Source organism: Syntrophotalea carbinolica DSM 2380 (assembly GCF_000012885.1).
GTDB lineage: Bacteria > Desulfobacterota > Desulfuromonadia > Desulfuromonadales > Syntrophotaleaceae > Syntrophotalea > Syntrophotalea carbinolica.
In genome coordinates this window covers 2612892-2634471 of the sequence record NC_007498.2, presented here as the reverse complement: position 1 = coordinate 2634471, position 21580 = coordinate 2612892, and the positions used below count along the sequence as shown (strand labels likewise).

The window sequence follows — 21580 nt, the reverse complement described above, 5'->3', positions numbered from 1 at the left end:
ATAATTCGCCTTCGTGTCGTTCGGCTGAGCTGTGCGGCACAATTTGATAGAGGGAAGTGAGGTGAAGGTCTCGTGGAAATTCAAGTCGTCGACAACAATGTCGAAAAGGCTATCCGTGTGCTCAAGCGCAAGCTGCAGCAGGAAGGCTTGTTTCGTGAAATGAAGCAGCGCAAGTTTTACGAAAAGCCCAGTGTCAAGCGTAAGCGCAAAGAAAAGGAAGCACAGCGTCGTCTGCGCAAAAAAATGCGTATGATGAAAAAAGCCTGATGCCTCGCCGATATGCGTTTATAAAATGAAAAGGGTCGCTTCCTGTGGAGCGGCCCTTTTTATTGGCATAATTCCAAAAAAGAAAAGCCGAAGCTGCTGAAAGGATCAGTCGCTTCGGCTTTTTGGGTTGTTTGAACCGGTTGTTGTGCTCGCCTCCATGTTGAAGGCGGGTTTGCATGGCGTGCGAAAACTAGTTGGGCATAACCGGCAATTCGATGCCTGCGATTTTTTGCAGCAGACGCACGACCTGGCAGGTGTAGCCGAATTCGTTGTCGTACCATACATACAGAACGCAGCGATCGCCATTGACAATCGTTGCCAGGGAGTCGACCACGCCGGCATGACGGGAGCCGATAAAGTCGCTCGATACCAGTTCCGGCGAGTTGACGAAGGCGATCTGATTCTGCAGCGGAGAGTGCAGGGCCAATTCGCGCAGATAGTTGTTCAGTTCATCGACCGTGGTTTCTTTGCCCAGGGACAGATTTAAGACCGCCATGGAAACATTGGCAACCGGTACGCGTATAGCGTTGCCTGTCAATTTACCCGCAAGCTCCGGAAGGGCTTTGGCTGAAGCTTTGGCCGCTCCGGTTTCGGTGATGACCATGTTGAGTGCTGCGGCACGACCACGACGGCTTTTCTTATGATAGTTGTCGATGAGATTCTGGTCGTTGGTGTAGGAGTGGCAGGTTTCAAGGTGTCCGTTGACGATGCCGAACTTGTCGTTGACGGCCTTGAGCACAGGTACCACGGCATTGGTGGTGCAGCTGGCAGCAGAGAAGATGGTCTCGTCTTCGTTGACGAGGTCGTTGTTGATGCCGAAAACGATATTGGGGATATCGCCTTTGCCGGGAGCGGTGAGAATGACTTTGGAGGCGCCTTTGGATTTGAGGTGTTGGCCAAGCCCCTCGCGGTCGCGCCACAGACCGGTGTTGTCGATGATGATGGCGTCGTTGATGCCGTAAGCGGTGTAGTCGATGCTGTCCGGCGAGTTGGCGTAAATCAGGCGGATCATGTTGCCGTTGGCGATAATGGCGTTTTCTTCTTCGTCAAAGCTCAATACGCCGTTGAAGGGTCCGTGTACCGAGTCGCGCTCGAGCAGGCTGGCGCGTTTCATGAGGTCCTCGTCGGTGCCCTTGCGAACGACAATGGCCCGCAGGCGCAGTTTGTCGCCGCCGCCGGTTTTTTCCACCAGAACCCGTGCCAGCAGGCGACCGATACGTCCGAAGCCGTACAGCACCACGTCGCGGGGTTCGTTCAACAAGGAGCCGCGGCCATTGTTGACCGTTGCCAGCTTTTGGGCGACGAATTCATCAATGGATAATTGGTCTTTCTGTTCCTGGTACTGAACGGCCAGTTTGCCGATATCGACCCGCGAGGGTGACAGGTCCAGCTTGCTCATGGCCAGCAGGACGGGATAGGTGTCGACGACTGTAAGTTCACTGCCGAGTACCTTTTGGGCGAACTTGTGGGCACTCATCAGGTCGATGACGGTTTTATTGACCAGGGATTGTCCGTAGACGTTGACGTTAACTCCGCGATCACGGTAAAGATGACCGATCAGGGGAAGCATGGCTTCGGCTGATTCATCCTGCTTGATCCAGTCGTTCAGATACTTTTCCTGCTTTGGCATACTCATATCTGCTCCCTTCTAAGGCTCGCATCCATCGAGCCGGAGGTTGAAAAAAAACGGCCCTCATCCTATAGAAACAAAGAAGGCAATACAATGCTTTTCTGCCCTGGGCAATTACTTTGGGCTGGACTTCACTCTCATATCTGTTATTAATAGGCGCTAGGAATACTCGGCGGGCGGAAGCGGATATGGTGCCGAAATCAGCAATCATCTCACCGGAAACCAACCCTGGACGAGTGTTTTGCAGGGGCTGCTTAAAACCCTCTTATTCTAAACCAAGTGACTTGCCTTTTCAATCATTTGTTGGTAGTTTCTGGTGATTTTTACCTGATCTGGATGCTGGAAGAGTGCGGAGGTAAGCAGCCCGGCCGGGGAGTATTTGGTGAGACATGAAACCGACAAGGAGGTTGCAGGATATGGCGGAGGAAACCTTTTACCGTGAACTGGGGCTGGTCAATACCCGCGACATGTTCGAGAAGGCGATGTCGGGTGGCTATGCCATTCCCGCTTACAATTTTAATAACCTTGAGCAGCTGCAGGCTATAGTCCAGGCATGTGCGGAGACGGCTTCACCTGTTATCATTCAGGTCAGCAAGGGTGCTCGCAACTATGCCAATGCAACCATGTTGCGTTATATGGCCATGGGGGCTGTGCGCATGGCGCGTGAAATGGGGTCGGAAATTCCCATTTCCCTGCATCTGGATCACGGCGATTCTTTCGAGTTGTGTCAGTCCTGCATTGAGTCCGGTTTTTCATCGGTGATGATAGACGGTTCGCATTTGCCTTACGATGAAAATGTCGCCCTGACCCGCAGGGTCGTTGAATACGCCCATGCTCACGATGTTACGGTAGAAGGGGAACTCGGCGTTCTTGCCGGTATCGAAGATGAGGTGGTCGCCGAACATTCGACGTACACCAAACCGGAAGAAGTTGAAGATTTTGTCAGTAAGACCGGCGTCGACTCTCTGGCGATTTCCATCGGTACCAGCCATGGTGCCTATAAGTTCAAGGTTGCGCCGGGCGAGGAGCCACCTGCGCTGCGGTTCGATATTCTTTCCGAGGTTGAAAAGCGGATCCCCGGTTTTCCCATTGTGCTTCATGGGGCCTCCAGCGTGGTGCCGGCTTATGTGGAGCTTATCAATCGCTACGGCGGCAATCTTGAAGGGGCCGTCGGCGTTTCCGAGGAACAGTTGCGTCGCGCCGCTTCCAGCGCCGTATGTAAAATCAATATCGATTCCGATGGTCGCTTGGCCATGACGGCCAAGGTCAGAGAGTATCTGGCCAATAATCCCAAGGACTTCGATCCGCGCAAGTACCTTGGCGCCGGCCGCCAGGAGCTCATCGACTTGATCTCCCATAAAAACCGCAATGTGGTCGGAAGTGCCGATAGACTTGCGTGATTCTGGTAATAACCGGTAAAAAAGGCCGCCTTTTGGGCGGCCTTTTTTATTGCGTGTTTTTTGATGCTGGCAAAGGTTTTAATATCTTTGCGATTTTTCGCCGATATTTCCAGCGGGACCATAGGGAGATTTCCCGGTTGTTTTTTAGCGCCAAACGATATTTTTTGAGAAGCCTATGGTTTTTTGAGCCGGTGGCTGCTTCGCCCAGTAGCGCTTTATATAGATGGTGGCCTCGGATATACCGGTATTGTTTTACCTGTTCTGATGCGTGGGCAAATAATTTGGCGCGGCATAAGTCGTGGAAGTGTTCGTTTGTCCTGTCTTTCTTCCGGCCGAAAAACTGGTTGTTGCCGTGGACGCGATAGTAGACTAGGGGGTCCTTGAGATAGAATTTGCGTCCATTGTAAAGAGATGCAAGATAGATCAGGCAATCATCGGCACGGATGCGCCAGTCCTGCTCAAAGGGGATAGGGAAAAACCGGTCGGCCAGCGAACGTCTGATAGACAGGGTCGAGGTCGGTTCCCCAATCCAGAGTCGGCACGTATAGGTGATCAGTCCGGTGTATCCCAGGTCTGTTACTCTTTCCGGAAAGGGCTGGATAACTTTTTGGTTTGCGCCATCGCATCGTTCTAGTGCGCAGAACGTGAAATCGCAGGCCGGGTGCTGGTTATAGAGCGCCATGATGTTTTCAATGTAATCTTCGTGATACAAGTCGTCCGCATCCAGAAAAAACAGAACTTCGCCCTGAGCTCGTTTTACGCCAGCGTTAAATGCTGACAACTGCCCCCCGTTCGGCTTGAAAATCGGGGTGATGCAACTGTGGTTTGCGGCAAGTTTTTCGATACATTGGCGAGAATTGTCGGTGGAACCGTCATCAACCAGTATGATTTCGATCTGGGAGTAGGTTTGATTGAGTACTGAAACTACGGCATCTTCCACAAATTTGGCGTAGTTGTAGTTATTTATGAGGACAGATGCAAGCATTGACTTTCCTTTTAGTGGATGAAACGGTGAGCTTTCGCAATATGCAGCTTTACGCTGTCCCGGCAAGGCCTGTCTCGTTTGTTTGTTGCCGAAGTAACTGCGTGAAATAATCTATGGTTTGAAGAAGTCCTGATTCCAGGCTGACCCGAGGTAGCCAGTTCATGGTTTGATGCGCACGTTTAATACAAGGTTTGCGTTTTTTAGGATCCGCTTCGGGCAGAGAGTGGAAATGCATCGGTGCGTTGCTGCCTGTCAGTTGCAGGATGGAATGCGCAAGGTCAACGATGCGGACTTCGCGGGGGTTTCCGAGGTTGTATACGGGGAGGTTGTCCCCCGCTAAATCCATGAAACGCAGCAAGGCTTCTACGGTATCGCTGACGTAACAGAATGAGCGGGTTTGTGATCCGTCACCATATATGGTCAAGGGCTGTTCAGTCAGGGCGCTGATGGTAAAGTTGGATACGACCCGGCCGTCGTCTTGATCCATGAAGGGGCCATAAGTATTGAACAGTCGGGCAATGCGTACCGCACACCCGCGTTTGTGGTATTCATAACATAAAGTTTCCGCCAGGCGCTTGCCTTCATCGTAGCACGCGCGATCTGTCAGTGTTCCGACGTTGCCCCGGTAACTTTCAATCTGCGGGTGAATTTCCGGATCGCCGTAAACTTCGGAAGTCGAGGCGTGCAGCATGCGCGCATTGTTGCGCCGGGTGGCTTCGAGGAGATTGCGCACGCCGAGAGTGCAGGCATCAATGGTCTGCAGGGCAAGGCGTTGGTATTGCGGGGGGGAAGCGGGGCAGGCAAGATTGAATACTTTGTCGAAGCTCAAGTTGATGGGGTCGACGATGTCGGCTTTTATGAATTCGAACCGGGGACTGGGGGTAAGGTCTCTAATGTTTTGGTAGTGACCGGTTGAGAGGTTGTCGAGGCAAACCACCTCGTTGTTATCTTTGAGGAGCCTTCTTGACAGATTGGCTCCCAGGAAGCCGGCTCCGCCAGCTATAAGAATTCTTGGCATGATGATTCTCGTTTTGTTTTACAGCTGGTGTGCATCCGATTTGCCTGATGTGGACCACGTTGTAAGAAAGCCAAAGAGATGTGCAAAGTATTTTCAGGTTCAGGCCAGCCTGAATGATACTACATTTTTCTGGTATGATGAGTAAGTTTTTAAAACGCATGCTAATGCACTCCGATTGTTTTTCCTGTTCACGAATCGGGATGCTTTCCCGCTTTGGTGAGGCATGTTTAAGTCCGGGGGGATCGGTTTTCGTTGGGCGTGCAGAGGGTGGCGAATATAGTGAAAGACTTCTGTCGGAGTCGCACATATTATATTTCATCCGGAAATCGTGCTAGGACGGCAAGGTGGATATGTGATAAAGATTCATACAGTGCCTGCCGTTTGGTTCTGTTTGTGCTATTCATAAAACAGGGTTTACGCCGGTGCGCCGCTTCGGTGGTACTTGTCAGGTCCCGCATGATTCCTGACCTGTTTACGGAAAAGTTTTGGTTTCTTTTTTTGCCAATCCTTCAGAGCTTGTATGGGAGTTTTATGCCCCAACGCTCGCTGAGGAATATGCTGGTTGTATAGATAACCATAACGTAACAATGTCTGCTCCAAATTTTCGGCGGAATCGAACCGGGTTGTTGCCAAAACCTCGCTGATGCGACCGTTGAATCGCTCAACCATCCCGTTGGTCTGAGGGTGGCGTGGAGGAATAAGCCGATGTTCAATACCATGCTGAACGCAGGTTTTGTCGAATACATGATTCCCTGTTGGCTTTCTCTCTCCAGCAGTGGAAAATCGATCCGTGAATGCCTTGTCGTTGTCGGTGAGCAATTTTTTGATCACAAATGGCGCTTTGGCTACCAGGCGATTCAAAAAGCCCTTTGCGGCTTGGGCGGATTTGCTCTTGCACACTTCCAGGTAAACCCAGCGGGTAGCACGGTCGATGCCTACAAACAGGTAACGCCGAGAGGTTTCGTCCGGCATCTGTGGCAAATATTTGATATCGACATGAACGAACCCCGGATCGTAGTTTTTAAATGTTTTGGGCTTGTTGTTGGCCGTTTCCTCTTTCGGGATCAGGTCCGCCAATCGGGATACCCCATGTCGTCGCAAACAACGGTCAAGTCCCGCACGAGAGACGTCAGCATTGACAAATTCCCGAGTGACGACCAGGAGATCATCGAGAGACAACAACAAAGAGCGACGCAACTCGATGACAACAGCTTCCTGGGCTTCGGTCATCGTTGTATTCAGTCGGTGTGCCGTATGAGACCGATCGTGAACATCGTCACGTTTGCGCCAGCGACGTACCGTGTCAATGGATATGCCCAGTTCTTTAGCTAAAGCCTTGTGCGATTTTTCCGACTCTTGGATATATCGTCGGATTTTCGGGGTCGTTGTGGCATTAGCGTGTAACCGTATCGTCATGTCAGACTCCTTTAGATTTCACCGCAGAGAATATCAAAAAGCATATCCCGAGCTAAGAATAACGGGAAGCTTTTTCTGCTAATGGAATCATCCGGGACCCAACAGGTACTGATGAGGAATTCATCGGTTGTTTCCCATAGGCTCGGGCCATGCCTCGCTTTTGTCCGGGACATCATATTTAGGCAATTTTCGCCAACCAAGAAGCGAATTAATTTTATTTACGGGGACAATAGTGATGCAGTTTGAAAATTGCGATATGAGTACAACATTGAAGTTTTTAGATCCCGGTCTTGAGGAAGCCTATATTCAAGAAGCTGTCTTGAATAATCATTTTGTACCACGATTGATTTATCTTGGCGGTGCTTTTTTATATGCAATATTTTTTATGCTGGATATGTTTTTTCTTAAAGAAATATTGAGATACTGCGTTTTTATACGGTTTTTTTTGGTTTGTCCCCTGTTACTTTCTATTTATTTCCTTATTGGTAGCCCCATTTATAAAAAGCATCACACAGCTATATCCGTTATTGCCGGATTTGTCTCAGGCGGCGGCCTGCTTTTTATGATAGCAAATGCGCCGTCTCCAGCTGAGCATCTATATTATGCCGGTCTTATGCTTTGTTGTCTTTTCTATTATGTGTTTCAGCCAAGGCAATTGTTGTCAAATTCTTTGTCCTGGGGAATGTTTTTTCTATATATAGCGGTCAGCCTGGCTTACACAGAGGTTCCAGGCGCTATTTTATTGAACAATCTGTTTATATTCTTTTTTTTCAATATTGGTGGTATGTTTGCCTGTTACGCTATGGAGTTGACCCAGAGGAAAGAATTTATCCATAAATGTACTATGGAAGACCAGTCCTATCGTTTATATCAAGCCTTGGAAGAGGTTGATGGTCAACGTGAAAAAGCGGAGCGGCTTTCTCTGCAAGACCCTCTCACCGGACTTCCCAACCGCAGGCATTTTTTCTCCGTTTTGCGTGAAGCTTTGGAACCTGGGCACCGTGATGGTCAGGAGTTGAGCCTTATGTTGATAGATATCGACTATTTCAAAGAGGTCAACGATCAATTGGGGCATATGGCCGGGGATGAGGTTCTGGCTATTGTCGCTCATATCATAGGTGATTCCGTTCGTCAGTGCGATACGGCCTGCAGATATGGTGGCGAAGAATTTGCCGTTTTGCTGCCGGGTGCTTCGAGCCAGACTGTTGAAACAATCGGCAGGCGACTTATGGAGAAAATTGAATCAGCTGATTTGCTGGCCGGGCGAAGTGAAGTCAGTTTAACGGTCAGTGTGGGATTTGTTTCATTGTCGCCGGGCTCGAAAATTTCCATTGAGGAGGTTATCGGTCGAGCCGACCGTGCTCTATACGAAGCAAAAAACAGCGGTCGGAACCAGTTGCGCATGTGGTCCAGCGATTCGCACGGTTGCTGTGTCTGATTTAGATGGTTTGTTTTACTGTAAAGTTAGCGGATGGGATTTTTCGTTCAGTTTTAAATATTTCCATTAATGGTATTCGCCCGAGGAGAGACGTTTTAGCGGAGATTCAATGTGATATTTGGTTTTTTTTAAACGATTGACTCGCAGGTTGATGGCTGTTAGCTTTGTCCTGAAGATGATGTCATGTCATTTTATCGAGGACAAACTATGTTTGCTCGCATTAAAATAGATGGAGACCGTTGCAAAGGGTGCGGTCTTTGTACAATTTCCTGCCCGAGGCATCTTCTTTATTTAAAAACTACAGATAGCAATAGTAATCATCCCGTTGCCGATATTAAAGATAATGGCCATTGTTGGGGGTGTGCATATTGCGCATGCATATGTCCCGATCTTGCAATCACAGTTCTAAGTCTTGTCCGAAATGAAATAACGGGCAGATTAAGTAAAGTGTTTCCCCGTTATTGTAAAATTGTCGAGACACTCTGTTGTGAACTTTAATGCTTTCCCCTGCGGCTTTTCACCATCCCCCTCCTATCTCTTTTTTTGAACGGCTTTCTCGGCGAATCTTCTAGACTCTTATATCCGTCGACATCATTGAAAATTACCCTGGGTGTGACCCCCAGAGAAACAGCCGTATGGTCCCACTCAGGCGGTGCGTTGAATCCCTTACTTCCGGTTTGTCTCCATTTTAACGGCAGCATATGTATTCATGCTGTTATATGCCTGTTTCGCCTGTGACCGGCTTGGCTGGCCTGTTTAACGATGGTTGCTGAATTGTAACCTTTGCGGCAAAAAAATTCCCGTCAGTAAGTCATTTCATTTGATCTTTATGCGGGTTGAATGATAGCCATGAAATTGTTGGTACCCCGGGTTTTCTGCCTTTTGGTGAAAAGCGGGAGTTTAGCCTTTAACACGGCCGTTTGCCCTCTGGTATGAGGCCGTAGGATATTGTTTATGAACATTTTTCCGGTAGCGAAATCGCGACTATGCGGAATGAAGATCGAAAGTTTCGCTCTGATGAAACTGACGGGCCCCATTTTGACGGCACACCTTGCGCAACAGGCCCTTGCCTTTACGGATACGGTCATGGCCGGGCGGGTCGGTGCCACTGATCTGGCCGGCGTGGCGGTTGGGGCCAGTTTGTGGATCCCTGTTTCGTTGTTCATCTATGGGGTATTGTTGGCCGTGACGCCGATGGTCGCTCAAATGCATGGGGCAGGCCGAACCACAGAGACCGGCCCTTTGGTGCGTCGTGGGCTATGGGTAGCCTTGCCGATGGTGGTTATGGCTATGCTTATGTTACGTCATGCCGGCGGGGTCTTTGTTCTTATGGAGGTGATTCCACAGGTCGCTTCGATTGCATCAAATTATCTCAAGGCGATAGCCTGGGGCTTGCCGGCTGCGGCGGTCTTTTTTTTATTGCGAAATCTCAGCGAGGGAATGGGGTTGGCCCGGCCGAGCATGCTTATCGGTCTGGCGAGCCTGCCGATAAATGTTGCTGCAAACTTTGTGTTTATCTATGGCAAACTCGGTTTTCCAGCGCTTGGCGGGGTTGGTTGCGGGTGGGCCTCGACTCTCACGTTGTGGTTTATGTGCGGATGTATGTGTGCAACCATTTTATGGGGGCGGGGCTACGCCGTTACGCATTGTTTTGATTTTCGCCGGTCCTGTGGAGAAGAAGGGGCCATGCATATCCTGCGTCTCGGTTTCCCTATCGGGTGTTCTTTGCTTGTGGAGTCGAGTGTTTTCGCCCTGATTGCGCTTTTTCTTGCGCCGTTAGGGGCAAGCGTAGTGGCTTCCCATCAGATCACCCTGAATTATTCGGCCACGGTCTTCATGATCCCATTGAGTGTTTCAAGCGCCATTACCATCAGGGTGGGCCATGCCGTCGGATCGAGGGCTCGGGACCTGGCTCGTCTGACGACCAGGACCGGTTTACTGATGAATACGGTGATTGCAATTATGACCGCGGCTTTTACGGTGTTTTTCGCTGAACAGATTGCCTGTCTTTATACCTTCGATCGCCAGGTTATTGGCATGGTAGTGGGGTTGTTGTACCTCAATGCCCTTTATCAGGTTTCCGATGCGTTTCAGGTTGGCGCCATCGCCGCCTTAAGAGGTTACAAAGACACCCGTGTTCCTTTGTTGCTGATACTGGTCGCATTTTGGGGCATTGCCATGCCTTTGGGGTACAGCCTTTCATTGACCTCTTTCTGGGGAGCGCCCATGGGGGCCAAGGGATTCTGGATAAGTCTGGTCGTCGGGCTGAGTATTTCAGCGGTGTTGCTGGGGGGACGGTTGTGCCGGTTACAACGCGGGATGGCAAGGATGGAGAACGGCGGAGAATGATCGCAACATGTCGCTAGCGCAACCAGGGAGCTTGTTAAGCATCGGGCGGAACGTTTTAACAAGCCGACAACGTAGGTTCTGCTGCCAGAGTCGAAAAGATTGTTTCGAGGTGTTGAGCTTCGTCCATTGGCGAACGCGGGATCTGCTGCGTTTGGGAAAGCTGGTGGCGTAACTTCGGAGTTCGTGCTAGCATCACAGCTTGTTCAACAAATCCTTTTGGTGAGTACAGAGATGATTTCACTAAATTCTACTCAAAACCAAAGTGGGTCTGACTTTAAAAGGTGACCATAAAGAGATGGTACCCCCCTCATTTCAAAAAGGGGATGATTATGAGATAATCCGATTAATAAAAATGTTGCCATAACGTTGACAAGTGTCCTGAGGTATATCTTAAAAACGCCATTAACCATGAACTTGGCCGTGTGTTTTTCTGTACCACCGATCGGTTTTATGTCGATATGAATGGCCAGAAAAATTCTTGGTTGCCCCAGATCTGCGAATCCCGTGAGCCGATACCCCATTAAGGATGATCCGCCGGTTTGACGGTGTCCGAACAAAAAAGAGAGAGAGGATCCGCCGGGCAATTAAGCATGCTTGCCAAGCGGATTTTTTTTGGAGAATCGGCCGGGGATATTGCAGCCTATACCGATTTTTGATCGTAATCGAGCGTTTTGTTCCTGCAGAGAAGATGACGATGAGCGGCCCGTTTATTCTTGATCACGATGCAATTTCCGCACGGCTTTTTTATCCCTGGCCCGACCCGTTTCTCGATCCATTTTACGTGAAAGGAGCCGCCGGCCGCCTGGGGTGCTGGTACGGTAACTTTTTCCCGGAGGGGATGACCATGTTTCGATTTCATGGCAACGGCGAAACAGTCAGGGAATATCGCGACGACTTTTCCGGGCAAGTGGCCGATTTAAAAATCAACCTGCTGCTCGCGGAATATCGCGGTTACGGTATGGCGGAGGGGCGGCCTCTTTTGGCTGATATGTTGAAGGACTTTCCCGCTATTGTCGAGGCTACCGGAGTGTCCGCCGACCGGGTGATCTTTTTCGGTCGTGCCCTTGGGTCTCTGTATGCCGTTCATGCCGCCGCACTTTACCCCCGCGCGGCAGGATTGGTGGTCGAGAGTGGCATCGCCGATCCCCTCGAATTGATAATGGAACGGGTGCGTCCGAAACAAATGAATATCTCTCCGGAGGCGTTGCGGAACGCTGTGGAGAGGGTATTTGATCAACGGGGAAATCTTGCGGGATTCTCCGGACGCACCGTAATCATGCATACCCGTAATGATGAGTTGATATCGGTTTCCCATGGCGAATCGCTTTATGCCCTGGCCGGTGGTGCGAAGCGGCTTGTGGTTTTTGAACGGGGTTATCACAATAATATTCGCGAGGTTAACGAAAACGCCTATTGGGGCCACCTGCGAGAAGTGGTCAGAGAATGTAGCGGTTAAACGAAACGCCTCGGTTTTAATCGGAAATGTTTGAAGAGTATTCATCCCATACATGTTGAATAGCAATAGCGAACCCGATTCCCTGGGTATTTTTTAGGATCATGGTGTTGACGCCGATGACCCTGCCGTCGCTATCAATCAGGGGCCCCCCACTGTTTCCAGGGTTAATAGGAGCATCGGTCTGGATCATGGTGCTCGATCCGTATGTGCGATATCCGGAAACAATGCCAGATGTGACCGTATGCTGAAAACCGGAAGGATTTCCTACCGTATAAACCTTGTCTCCCTGACGTAATGCCGAAAATCGCGGTTGTAAATAGGTCCATGGACCGTTTGGGCTGCCTTTGATAGAAATTAATGCCAGGTCGAAATCATCGCTTATGCGGATATCGGAAATGCCCCTGACCTGGCCATCGATGGTGGTGATCCGTACATCCGACAGAGGGGTATAGTATTCGATTTTGCGTTTTTGGGCCTCCAGATCATCGTACAACTTTTTGTATTTGTCATACTCCGAACGGCGGTAGGTTAATTGCTCTTTCATCTGTTCTTTGGTGCCCCCCGGAGGGAGGCCAGCGATACGGTCCTCGACCGAGGACAAATACTTTTTTTCTTGAACCAGGGCGTTGTATAGCTGTTCCAGGCGTTCCCGGAGCTTGTTGATGTTTTCCCGGTTATATTCCACCACGTGGCGATTGGTTAGGACATGTCCACGATCATCGACGAAAAAACCGGCACCGCTTCCCCAGGGGGTTTGAATCAGAACCGTGGCGTTTCTGGCCATTTCGATGGGATTACCGCGGGATTGGTGTGTAGCGGTAGCGGCAGGGGGCGAAGATAGGGGGTCGTTATCCACTACGTTTACGGGAATGGTTATGTTATCGGCTGCGGGTGGAGGCGCTCCATCGTCGGCCATGGCCGGGGATGAGTCTCCTTCCGGTCCGGGTTGTTTGGCTCCCCATAAAAACTTGCCGCCCCATAGCCCGACGATAATGGCAAGGATGACGATGAGCCAACTGCCTCCTTTCCTTTGCCGAACCTGTGGTAAGGGTTCTAGGGGCGCTTCTTCAAGGTGTTTTTGGTGTTCGGTGTATTTTCTAAAAATGATCCCGCATGCCAAACAGGTATCGGAATCTTCCTGTTCAAAGCCACATTTTGGACATTTTATCAAAGCGTGCTCCGTATCATATTTCCCGACGATAATCCATAGAATCTCCGGCCGGAAGAAAAGTGTCGTTGGTAAAGTTTAACGAAAATTATGGCAAGATCCGGTATAGGTGTAAAGAAGTTTATACTTTCGCCATCGCTTCGCGGCGCTTGATATCCCTGGCATGGTCGCGGGCTACCAGCATGTAAATGGACGGAACGATGAACAGGGTGAAAATCGTGCCGACGAACATGCCTCCCACCAGTACCAGGCCGATGGAGTTACGGGCGGCGGCGCCGGCGCCGGTGACCAGGGTCAGGGGGAAATGGCCGGCGATGGTGGCAACGGACGTCATCAGGATCGGCCGCAGACGGGTAAGAGAGGCTCCACGTACCGCTTCGAGTTTGCTGTGTCCCTGCAGTTGCAGCTGATTGGCGAATTCGACGATGAGGATGCCGTTTTTGGCTACCAGGCCGACCAGGGTAACCAGCCCGACCTGGGAGTAGATGTTGAGAGTGGTGGTCCAGCCGTTGGTCCAGAAAGGGACGTTCGGATCGGGCATTTTCAAAAAGGTGAAGATCATGGCGCCGAACATGGCCAGCGGCACCGATCCGAACAGGATGACGAAGGGGTCGCGGAAGCTGTTGAACTGGGCCGCGAGCACCAGGAAGATGAGGATGACTGCCAGGCTGAATGCGGGTAGAAACCGGTTGCCTTCGGTTCGAAGCTGGCGCGATTCGCCTGTGTAATCGATCGAGTAGCCGTCCGGCAGGATTTTGGCCGCCTCGGTTTCGAGGAAGGTCAGCGCTTCGTCCAGGGGGCGTACGGAGACGCCGCTGAGTTTGACCGCGTTGAGTTGCTGAAACCGGTTCAGGGAGCGGGGTACCGTGCTGTCGCGCAGGCTCGCAACGGTGCTTAAGGGGACCAGCTGGCCGTCGGGACCTGTTACGTAGATATTCTGCAATTGCTCGGGAGTAAGGCGTCCGCTGCGCTCGATTTGCGGGATGACCTTGTAGCTGCGTCCCGAGATATCGAAGCGGTTGACGAAATTGCCGCCGACCATGGCGCCGAGATCGGCGCCCACCTGGGACAGGTCGAGGCCGAGCATCGCCACCTTGTCGCGATCGATGATGAATTCGGTTTCCGGTTTGTCGATCTTGACGTCGATGAGGGGCGGAAAGGCAAACATGCCGCTCTGTATCGCCTTGAGTTGCAACTGTTGGGTGAACTCGAGGATCCGCTCGGTGTCGGCGGTGGAGGCGATGACGAACTCCACAGGGAACTGCCCGCCTCCGGGCAGGGCCGGCGGCGTGACGGGGAACATGCGGATGCCGGGGATATCTTGCAGTTTTTGGTGGATTTCCGGAAGGATCTGAAACACCGTGCGCTGCCGTTGCTGCCACGGTTTGGTCACCATGCCGCCGAAGCCGGCGGAGGGGTTGGTGATCTGGAAGGTGAATTCGGTCTCCGGCGCACTGAAAAAGACGTCGTTGGCCGCCGCCGCATAGCGGCTGGTCTGGTCGAGGGTGGCGTTGGCGGGCGCGTCGAGGATGCCGAAAATGACCCCCTGATCTTCGGTCGGCGCCAACTCCACCGGCGACATCATGTACATGGGGATGCTCAACAGCCCCACCACGATCCACACCGTATAGACCGCCGGACGCATGGCCAGGGTGGCGTCGAGGAGGCGGGCGTAGCCGTTACGCAGGCGCTCGAAGGTGCGGGCGATGCGGGCCGCGAGGCCGTGTTCCTCGATGTCGGGGCGCAGCAGCTGGGCGGACATCATCGGCGACAGGGTCAGGGCCACGACACCGGAGATGGTGACAGCTCCGGCCAGGGTAAAGGCGAATTCGCGGAACAGGGCGCCGGTCAATCCGCCCTGCAGGCCGATGGGGGCATAGACCGCCGCCAGGGTAATGGTCATGGCGATGATCGGTCCGACCAGTTCCCTGGCGCCGAGGATCGCCGCCTGCATCGGCGATTGCCCCTCCCGCAGGTGCCGTTCGACGTTTTCGACCACGACGATGGCATCGTCCACCACCAGCCCCACCGACAGAACGATGGCGAGCAGGGTGAGGAGGTTGACGGTAAAGCCGAAGCTTTGCATCAAAAAGACCGCGCCGATCAGCGACAGGGGGATGGCGACGACCGGTACCAGCACCGACCTCATGGATCCCAGGAACAGGAAAATTACGAGGATAACGATGATCAGGGTATCGCCAAGGGTTTCAATGACTTCGTGGATGGCGTTGTTGATGTAATCGGTGGCGTCGTAAGCGAGCCGTCCCTCCAGTCCCGTCGGCAGATCCTTGCGGATGCTTTCCATTTCGACGCGTATGCGACGGATGACGTCGAGAGAGTTGGCGTTGGGCAGGGCCCAGATCCCCATAAAAACGGCGGTTTGCCCCGAGAACCGCACTTCCGTGTCGTAATCCTCGGCCCCCAGCACCACATCGGCGATATCGGCCAGACGCACGATGGCATCGTCTTGCTGGTGTATGACCAGATGACGGAATTCTTCGACGGTCTGCAGATTGGTATCGGCGGTCAGGTTGACCTGGATCAGTGCCCCCTTGGTCTGCCCCACGGCCGACAGGTAGTTGTTGGCGGCCAGCGCCTCGCGGACCTGCATCGGCGTGATATGAAAGGCCGCCATGCGGTCGGGTTTGAGCCAGATGCGCATGGCGAAGGTGCGGGCGCCGAGGATTTCGGCCCGTTGCACCCCTTCGACCGCCGACAGCCGCGGTTGCACCACACGCATCAGGTAGTCGGTGATCTCGTTCTGCAGCAGCACATCGGAGGAAAAACTCAGGTAGGCCGAGGCGAATTCGCTGTCGGCCGATTCGATATTGAGGATCGGCACCTCGGCTTCCGGCGGCAGGTCGTTGCGGACCTGGTCGACCTTGGAGCTGATCTCGGCCAGGGCTTTGGTCGAATCGTAGTTGAGTTTTAGCCGTACCTTGATGGTCGAGGTTCCCTTGGCGCTCTGGGACTCGATGTAATCGATGCCGTCGGCGGCGGCGATGGCCCGCTCCAGGGGGGTGGTGATAAAGCCCCGCACCAGATCGGCGCTGGCTCCGACATAGACGGTGGTCACCGTGATGGCGGCGTTTTCGCTGCGGGGATACTGGCGTACGTTGAGGGTGCGGATGGCCTGCAGGCCGGCTATGGTGATGAGGAGGCTGACCACCAGGGCCAGTACCGGACGGCGGATAAAGATGTCGGTAAATTTCATGATACCCTCAACTCGGCGGTAAACAGGGATTTCTTAATTGTTTTCCGGTGTGGGTGCGGTTTTAAACTGCGGGGAGAGGCTGTTGTCCACGATGACCGATTGACCGTTGCGCAATTTGAATACCCCGGTAGTCACGACGGCTTGCCCTTCTTCCAGTCCGGATGTTACCGCGACGAAATCGCCTTTGCGGGTGCCGAGACGTACCAACTGCTGGCGGATGATTTTCTGTATTTCGCCGCTTTGTTCATCTTTCTGATCCTCGATGACGAATACCGAATCGCTGTACGGGGCGTAGAGGATCGCCGTCGCCGGGATGGTCAGCACCGGTTCCTTTGTGGGCAAGACGACCGCGACATTGACGAACATGCCGGGGCGCAGTTGTTCTCCGGGGTTTTTCAGAATCGCCTGGATGCGTACATTGCGGGTGGCGCTGTCGACCTCGGGATTGATGGCGTTGATGGTCCCTTCGAGGGTTTGGTCGGGGAGCGTATCCGCCGTTACCCGTACCGGCAGCCCGGCGTGCAGGCCGGCAAGTTGCTGTTGGGGCAACAGAAAATTGACATGTATGGGGTCGAGTTGTTGCAGGGTAACGATGGCCTGTCCGTCGCTCAGCATTTGGCCGAGGTCGACCTGACGGATGCCGAGACGGCCGGCGAAGGGCGCGCGGACGGTTTTTTTGCCGATGGTGGCGCGGATGGCGTCGGCCGCCGCCCGGGCGCTGCGGTAGTCGGCTACCGCCTGGTCGTGTTCGGCCGGCGATATGATGTGTTCGGCCAGCAATCGGTCAGAACGCTGCAGATTGAGTCGCGCCAGGGTGACCTCCGCTTCGGCGCCCGGCAACTGGGCTTGTTCCGAGGAGGTATCCAACCTCACCAAAAGGTCGCCCCGCTGAATGGCGTCTCCGGATTGGAAGGCGAGGCGGGTGACTTTGCCCGGCAGTTCCGCGGCGACGGTTACCCCCTGCATGGCTTCGAGGGTTCCGACGGCGTTGAGGAGCGTCTCCCATGTCGCCTTCTGCGCGGTCGCCGCCGTAACCTTGGTCGGCGGTGGGGTGTATGCGGCGCCCTGCTGCACCAGGCGGCGGATCTGCAGAACTTTAATGCCGGTCAGTGCGCCGGCCAGCAGGATGAGAATGGCGATGGCAAAAAAAATACGCTTTTTCATAGCACCTGCGGAGGCTGGAGGTGAACAGAGGGTATGTAAAACGTGGTAACGATGGCATGGATTGCCGGACGTAAATCGCCGGATGGTTCACGGCCGGCCTTAGACCAGGAAGATAGGATGAGGCGGTGGGTTATGTCAATGCGCAAATGAGCATTTTTTATCGGAGCCCCGGCTCGATGGAAACCGGGGTGCCGGTACTTACAGCTGTTCTACCAGATCGAACAGTTGCTCATGGCTGTCGATATTGATGGCGTCGGCAAAATTGCCGCGGTAACCGACGAAACGGATATTGGCGCGCCGCGCCGCTTCGCGGTCCACATCCATATCCCCCACGAACAGCAATTCCTCCGGGGCGACGCCCAGTTGTCTGGAGGCCAACAGCAGCATGTCGGGGTGGGGTTTGCCGCGCTCCACATCCTTGCAGGTGAGGATGGTCTTGAAATAGCGGTCGAGTTCGAAATGGCGGGTGATGTCGCGCATGCTGCCGCCGCGGTTGGTGGCGACTGCCAGCGGCATGCATGACGACAGCCGCGCGAGGGCGTCGAGGATGCCCGGTTCGGGAACCATCAGGGGAATGAACCGGGTGTAGTCGATGCTGCGTGAAACGCGCAGCGCCTCATCGAGCCGCTCCGGCCCGAGGATCGCTTCGAACAACTCCGGCGTGGTGACCGTGTGGCAGAGATAGATTTTTTCCCGGTCGTCATGGGCGATGGGCGGCATGCCCAGTTGCTCCAGTGCGGCGCTGTAAAACGCCACATTGGCCTGCAGGCTGTCGAACAGCACGCCATCGCAATCGAAGATAAGTCCCTTGACCATGCGTATTTTTCCTTTTTTATGCACAGGTCCCGGGGCCGCAGCGGATAGCGGACGGTTTGAAAAGGGTGGCGGCCCGGGATTTTCCTGATCGAGTTGAAAGCAAAGCAACAGCTTTGAACAATAATAAACATGATCGGCGTTCAAATGCAACATAAACCGGAAAAATCCTGAGGGGGCCGCTTTTTTACCGCGGGGCGGTCCATAACCGCCCCGTTGCCGCCATTTAACGTAGACTGCGGATAAATGCTTCCACCGCCGGCACGCCTCCTTCATCCAACACCCGGATAGCCTGGGAGCCGACCACGGCGATATCGGCTTTGCCTTTGATAAACTCCACATCGGCGCGATCCTTGACGCCGAACCCGAGGGCCAGCGGCAGCTGCGTCGAAGCGCGGCAATGGTCCAGATGATCGCCGAGCTGTCCGGAAAAATCGGTCTGCAGCCCCGTGACCCCCTTGCGCGCCATGCAATAGATGAAACCTTTGCCGTGTTCGGCGATGCGCTGCATGCGGGCTTCGGTGGTATTGGGGGCGTAGATGAAGATCGGCGCCATGCCGTGTTTGTTCATGGCCGCCAAATAGTCGTCGGCCTCTTCCGGCGGCAGGTCGGGCACGATAGCTCCGCACAATCCGCATTTGGCCATGCGTTCGGCAAACGCTTCGACCCCGTATTTGAACAGGATGTTGTAATAGGTCATGAACAGAAACGGGATGTCGTAGGCTGCGGCGACCTTTTCCGCGAAATCGAAGCACTCATCGACGGTGATGCCGGTGGCCAGGGCGTCCTGGTTGGCCTTGAGGATTACCGGTCCGTCGGCCATCGGCTCGGAAAAGGGGATCTGCAATTCCATCAGGTCGACCCCGGCCTCCACCATGGTGCGGACCACTTCGAAAGAGGTGTCCAGATCCGGGTAGCCGATGACGATATGGGTCATCAGCAGGATATCCTTTTGCGCCAGTTTGTTGCGGATGGTCGTCTCAAGCATCGTATTGCTCCGCCTTGTGTTTGATGAATTCCTTCCAGGCCGGGTCGTTGAAGGCGTCGGCGACGGTGAAGATGTCCTTGTCGCCGCGACCGGACTGATTGATGATGACGATGTCGTCTTTCGACAGGGACGGGGCCTCCTTGAAGGCCTGCGCGAAGGCATGGGACGATTCCAGAGCGGGGATCAGCCCCTCTTTGCGCATGGTCAGGGTCACCGCTTCGAGCACCTCGGCATCGGTGGCCGCTTCGAACCGTGCACGGCCGATGGCCTGCAAATGCGCCAGGATCGGCGAAACGCCGACGTAGTCGAGCCCCGCAGAAATGCTGTGGGTGTCCTTCATCTGGCCATCATGATCCTGTAAAAAGTAGGTTTTGTAACCCTGGGCCACGCCGACGCTGGCGTCCTTGGAGCTGAGGCGGGCGGCGTGTTTGCCGCTGTCCAGTCCCTTGCCGCCGGCCTCGACCCCGACCAGCTCCACCGGATCGTCCATGAAACCGGAAAACAGCCCCATGGCGTTGGAACCGCCGCCGACGCAGGCGTAGACGCTCTTCGGCAGGCGTCCCTCGTGCTCCAGGATCTGTTTGCGCGCTTCGATGCCGATGATCGACTGGAACCAGGCCACCATCTCCGGGAAGGGGTGCGGCCCGCAGGCGGTACCGAGGACGTAATGGGTGGTGTCCATGTTCGATACCCAGTCGCGGAAGGCCTCGTTGATGGCGTCCTTGAGGGTGCGTGAGCCGTCTGTTACCGGTACCACCGTGGCGCCGAGACGCTCCATCCAGAACACGTTGGGACGCTGACGTTCCACGTCTTCCTCGCCCATGTAGATGGTGCACTCGAAACCCATGCGCGCCGCCATGGTGGCGGTGGCCACACCGTGCTGCCCGGCGCCGGTTTCGGCGATGACGCGTTTTTTGCCCATGCGTTTGACCAGCAGTCCCTGGCCCATGACGTTGTTGGCCTTGTGGGCGCCGGTGTGGTTGAGGTCCTCGCGCTTGATGTAGATGCGTGCTCCGCCGAAATGGTTGGTGAGGTTTTCGGCGAAGGTCAGCGGAGTGGGGCGGCACGAGTAGTTCGACATGACGTCGATGTATTCCTGCCAGAAAGCCGGGTCGGCCTTGGCCGCTTCATAGGCCTTGACCAGTTCCTCGAAGGTTTCGTTGAGGATTTCGGGGATGAAACAGCCGCCGAATCCGGAAAAGTAACCGCGTTTATCCATGGTCGGATGCTCCCATGTGTTGTGAGAAGACGATATGATCGGTGCGGCAGAACAGCCGCGAGAAAAATCCGTCACGGCCGGCGGCGAAATCGAGGCGCCGTTCGACCTGCAATAGTGGCGTGGTGGTGGTGACGTCGAGGCAGCGGGCCCGCGCCGCGTCGGGGTAACCGATGCGGAAGCTCTGCTTGCCCCCCTGCGGGCGCAGCATGAAATGCTCCGCGGCGATGCCGGACAGGGAACGGCCGGCCAGGTCCAGGTCTTCGATCCCCGCGAACATCTGCGGATGCAGATAGAGATCTTCGAGCAATACGGGGGCGTTGTCGAGACAGGTCAGGCGCGAAAAATAGTAAGCCGTTCGGCCGCTGAAGGGGTTGTCAGGCGTATCTTCGATCGGTTGCAAGCGGATCGCTTCGCGGATGCGGGTCTGTGCCGCCAGGCCTTTTTTATGAAATGCCGCCGCAGTGCCGTCGAGGGAGAAAAGGTCGATTTCCCGTGCCGGTTCGCTGACGTAGGTCCCCGAACCGCGCCGCCGGCACAGCAGCCCCTGCCGCACCAGGGAGTCGAGCGCCTGACGCACCGTAGGGCGCCCGATGCCGTATTGAGCCACCAATTGCGGCTCCGAAGGGATACGCTGGCCCGGCGCCAGTTCGCCGTTGCGGATCTGTTCGCCGAGCCGTTCGGCCAGTTGGTGGTACAGCGGAATGGGGGAATCGGGATTGAGCATGGTCTTTGAGCCTCCCTTTTATGCCGGATATTTTAGAGGTCAGGTTGACAGGTTGTCAAGACAACTTTTGCGGCGATCGGTGGTTTTCCGTTCGGATTAAATGGTTTTCTCCATAAACCCTGGTGGAAAAGTGGTGCGCACAGCCGGAACGAATTATGCGGTTTGACTTTTCTTGTATACGGTTTACTCTTGAGTAAAATCCGTTGTTCGATCCAGCAGTACCAAACCCCAATGGAGTGGTATTTCATCGGTTTTGAGGGCGTGGCGGTCAAGGGGGATCTCCTGCGTATCTGAAGACAGTGCCGTCTCTACGGAGTCAACTTTTTTCAGG

17 protein-coding genes are annotated in these 21580 nt (G+C 54.1%); 6 read left to right on the top strand and 11 right to left on the bottom strand.

Annotated elements, in window-relative coordinates:
• Window positions 1-72 precede the first annotated feature (72 nt).
• A complete protein-coding gene (gene rpsU / locus PCAR_RS12330) occupies window positions 73-267 on the top strand; it encodes a 30S ribosomal protein S21 (protein WP_011342011.1) in 195 nt (64 codons plus the stop codon).
• Between the two features lie 190 nt (window positions 268-457).
• Here the strand turns inward: rpsU and PCAR_RS12325 are convergent, their stop codons facing one another.
• A complete protein-coding gene (locus PCAR_RS12325; RefSeq protein ID WP_011342010.1) occupies window positions 458-1903 on the bottom strand; it encodes a glyceraldehyde-3-phosphate dehydrogenase in 1446 nt (481 codons plus the stop codon).
• Window positions 1904-2313: 410 nt separating this feature from the next.
• Here PCAR_RS12325 and PCAR_RS12320 point away from each other — a divergent pair, with 410 nt between their 5' ends.
• Window positions 2314-3297, top strand: a complete 984-nt coding sequence (locus PCAR_RS12320; RefSeq protein ID WP_011342009.1) for a class II fructose-bisphosphate aldolase — start codon at window positions 2314-2316, stop codon at window positions 3295-3297.
• Between the two features lie 46 nt (window positions 3298-3343).
• Here PCAR_RS12320 and PCAR_RS12315 read toward each other — a convergent pair whose 3' ends face one another.
• From PCAR_RS12315 to PCAR_RS12305, 3 genes are all read right to left on the bottom strand, one after another.
• Complete coding sequence (locus PCAR_RS12315; protein WP_011342008.1) at window positions 3344-4282, bottom strand: glycosyltransferase family 2 protein; 939 nt, start codon at window positions 4280-4282, stop codon at window positions 3344-3346.
• A gap of 49 nt (window positions 4283-4331) precedes the next feature.
• A complete protein-coding gene (locus PCAR_RS12310; protein WP_011342007.1) occupies window positions 4332-5300 on the bottom strand; it encodes an NAD-dependent epimerase/dehydratase family protein in 969 nt (322 codons plus the stop codon).
• Between the two features lie 414 nt (window positions 5301-5714).
• Complete coding sequence (locus tag PCAR_RS12305) at window positions 5715-6716, bottom strand: IS481-like element ISPca3 family transposase (RefSeq protein WP_011342006.1); 1002 nt, start codon at window positions 6714-6716, stop codon at window positions 5715-5717.
• A 235-nt stretch (window positions 6717-6951) separates the two neighbouring features.
• Between PCAR_RS12305 and PCAR_RS17955 the strand changes: the two genes are divergently transcribed.
• From PCAR_RS17955 to PCAR_RS12285, 4 genes are all read left to right on the top strand, one after another.
• Window positions 6952-8154 carry a GGDEF domain-containing protein gene (locus PCAR_RS17955; RefSeq protein ID WP_011342005.1) on the top strand — a complete coding sequence of 401 codons (1203 nt, stop codon included), beginning with the start codon at window positions 6952-6954 and terminating at the stop codon, window positions 8152-8154.
• A gap of 183 nt (window positions 8155-8337) precedes the next feature.
• Window positions 8338-8652: a 4Fe-4S dicluster domain-containing protein gene (locus tag PCAR_RS19275; protein ID WP_425358609.1), complete on the top strand. Its 315-nt coding sequence runs from the start codon at window positions 8338-8340 to the stop codon at window positions 8650-8652.
• A 456-nt stretch (window positions 8653-9108) separates the two neighbouring features.
• A complete protein-coding gene (locus PCAR_RS12295; protein WP_011342003.1) occupies window positions 9109-10503 on the top strand; it encodes an MATE family efflux transporter in 1395 nt (464 codons plus the stop codon).
• 694 nt (window positions 10504-11197) lie between these two features.
• Entirely contained in the window at window positions 11198-11959 is a 762-nt protein-coding gene (locus PCAR_RS12285; RefSeq protein WP_011342000.1) for an alpha/beta hydrolase, read from the top strand.
• A 16-nt stretch (window positions 11960-11975) separates the two neighbouring features.
• Here PCAR_RS12285 and PCAR_RS17950 read toward each other — a convergent pair whose 3' ends face one another.
• From PCAR_RS17950 to PCAR_RS12250, 7 genes are all read right to left on the bottom strand, one after another.
• Complete coding sequence (locus PCAR_RS17950; protein WP_148204340.1) at window positions 11976-12875, bottom strand: S1C family serine protease; 900 nt, start codon at window positions 12873-12875, stop codon at window positions 11976-11978.
• Window positions 12876-13248: 373 nt separating this feature from the next.
• On the bottom strand, window positions 13249-16341 hold the full coding sequence (locus tag PCAR_RS12275) for an efflux RND transporter permease subunit (RefSeq protein WP_011341998.1): 3093 nt from the start codon (window positions 16339-16341) through the stop codon (window positions 13249-13251).
• A gap of 33 nt (window positions 16342-16374) precedes the next feature.
• Window positions 16375-17505 (bottom strand): efflux RND transporter periplasmic adaptor subunit, encoded by a 1131-nt coding sequence (locus tag PCAR_RS12270; protein ID WP_011341997.1) that lies wholly within the window; start codon window positions 17503-17505, stop codon window positions 16375-16377.
• Window positions 17506-17703: 198 nt separating this feature from the next.
• Window positions 17704-18474 (bottom strand): HAD family hydrolase, encoded by a 771-nt coding sequence (locus PCAR_RS12265; protein WP_052643420.1) that lies wholly within the window; start codon window positions 18472-18474, stop codon window positions 17704-17706.
• Between the two features lie 70 nt (window positions 18475-18544).
• Window positions 18545-19306, bottom strand: a complete 762-nt coding sequence (trpA, locus tag PCAR_RS12260) for a tryptophan synthase subunit alpha (RefSeq protein ID WP_011341995.1) — start codon at window positions 19304-19306, stop codon at window positions 18545-18547.
• On the bottom strand, window positions 19299-20525 hold the full coding sequence (gene trpB / locus PCAR_RS12255) for a tryptophan synthase subunit beta (RefSeq protein WP_011341994.1): 1227 nt from the start codon (window positions 20523-20525) through the stop codon (window positions 19299-19301). The genes trpA and trpB overlap by 8 nt, the downstream gene beginning before the upstream one ends.
• A complete protein-coding gene (locus tag PCAR_RS12250) occupies window positions 20518-21249 on the bottom strand; it encodes a GntR family transcriptional regulator (protein WP_011341993.1) in 732 nt (243 codons plus the stop codon). Before PCAR_RS12250 ends, trpB begins: the two co-directional genes overlap by 8 nt.
• Between the last annotated feature and the right edge of the window lie 331 nt (window positions 21250-21580).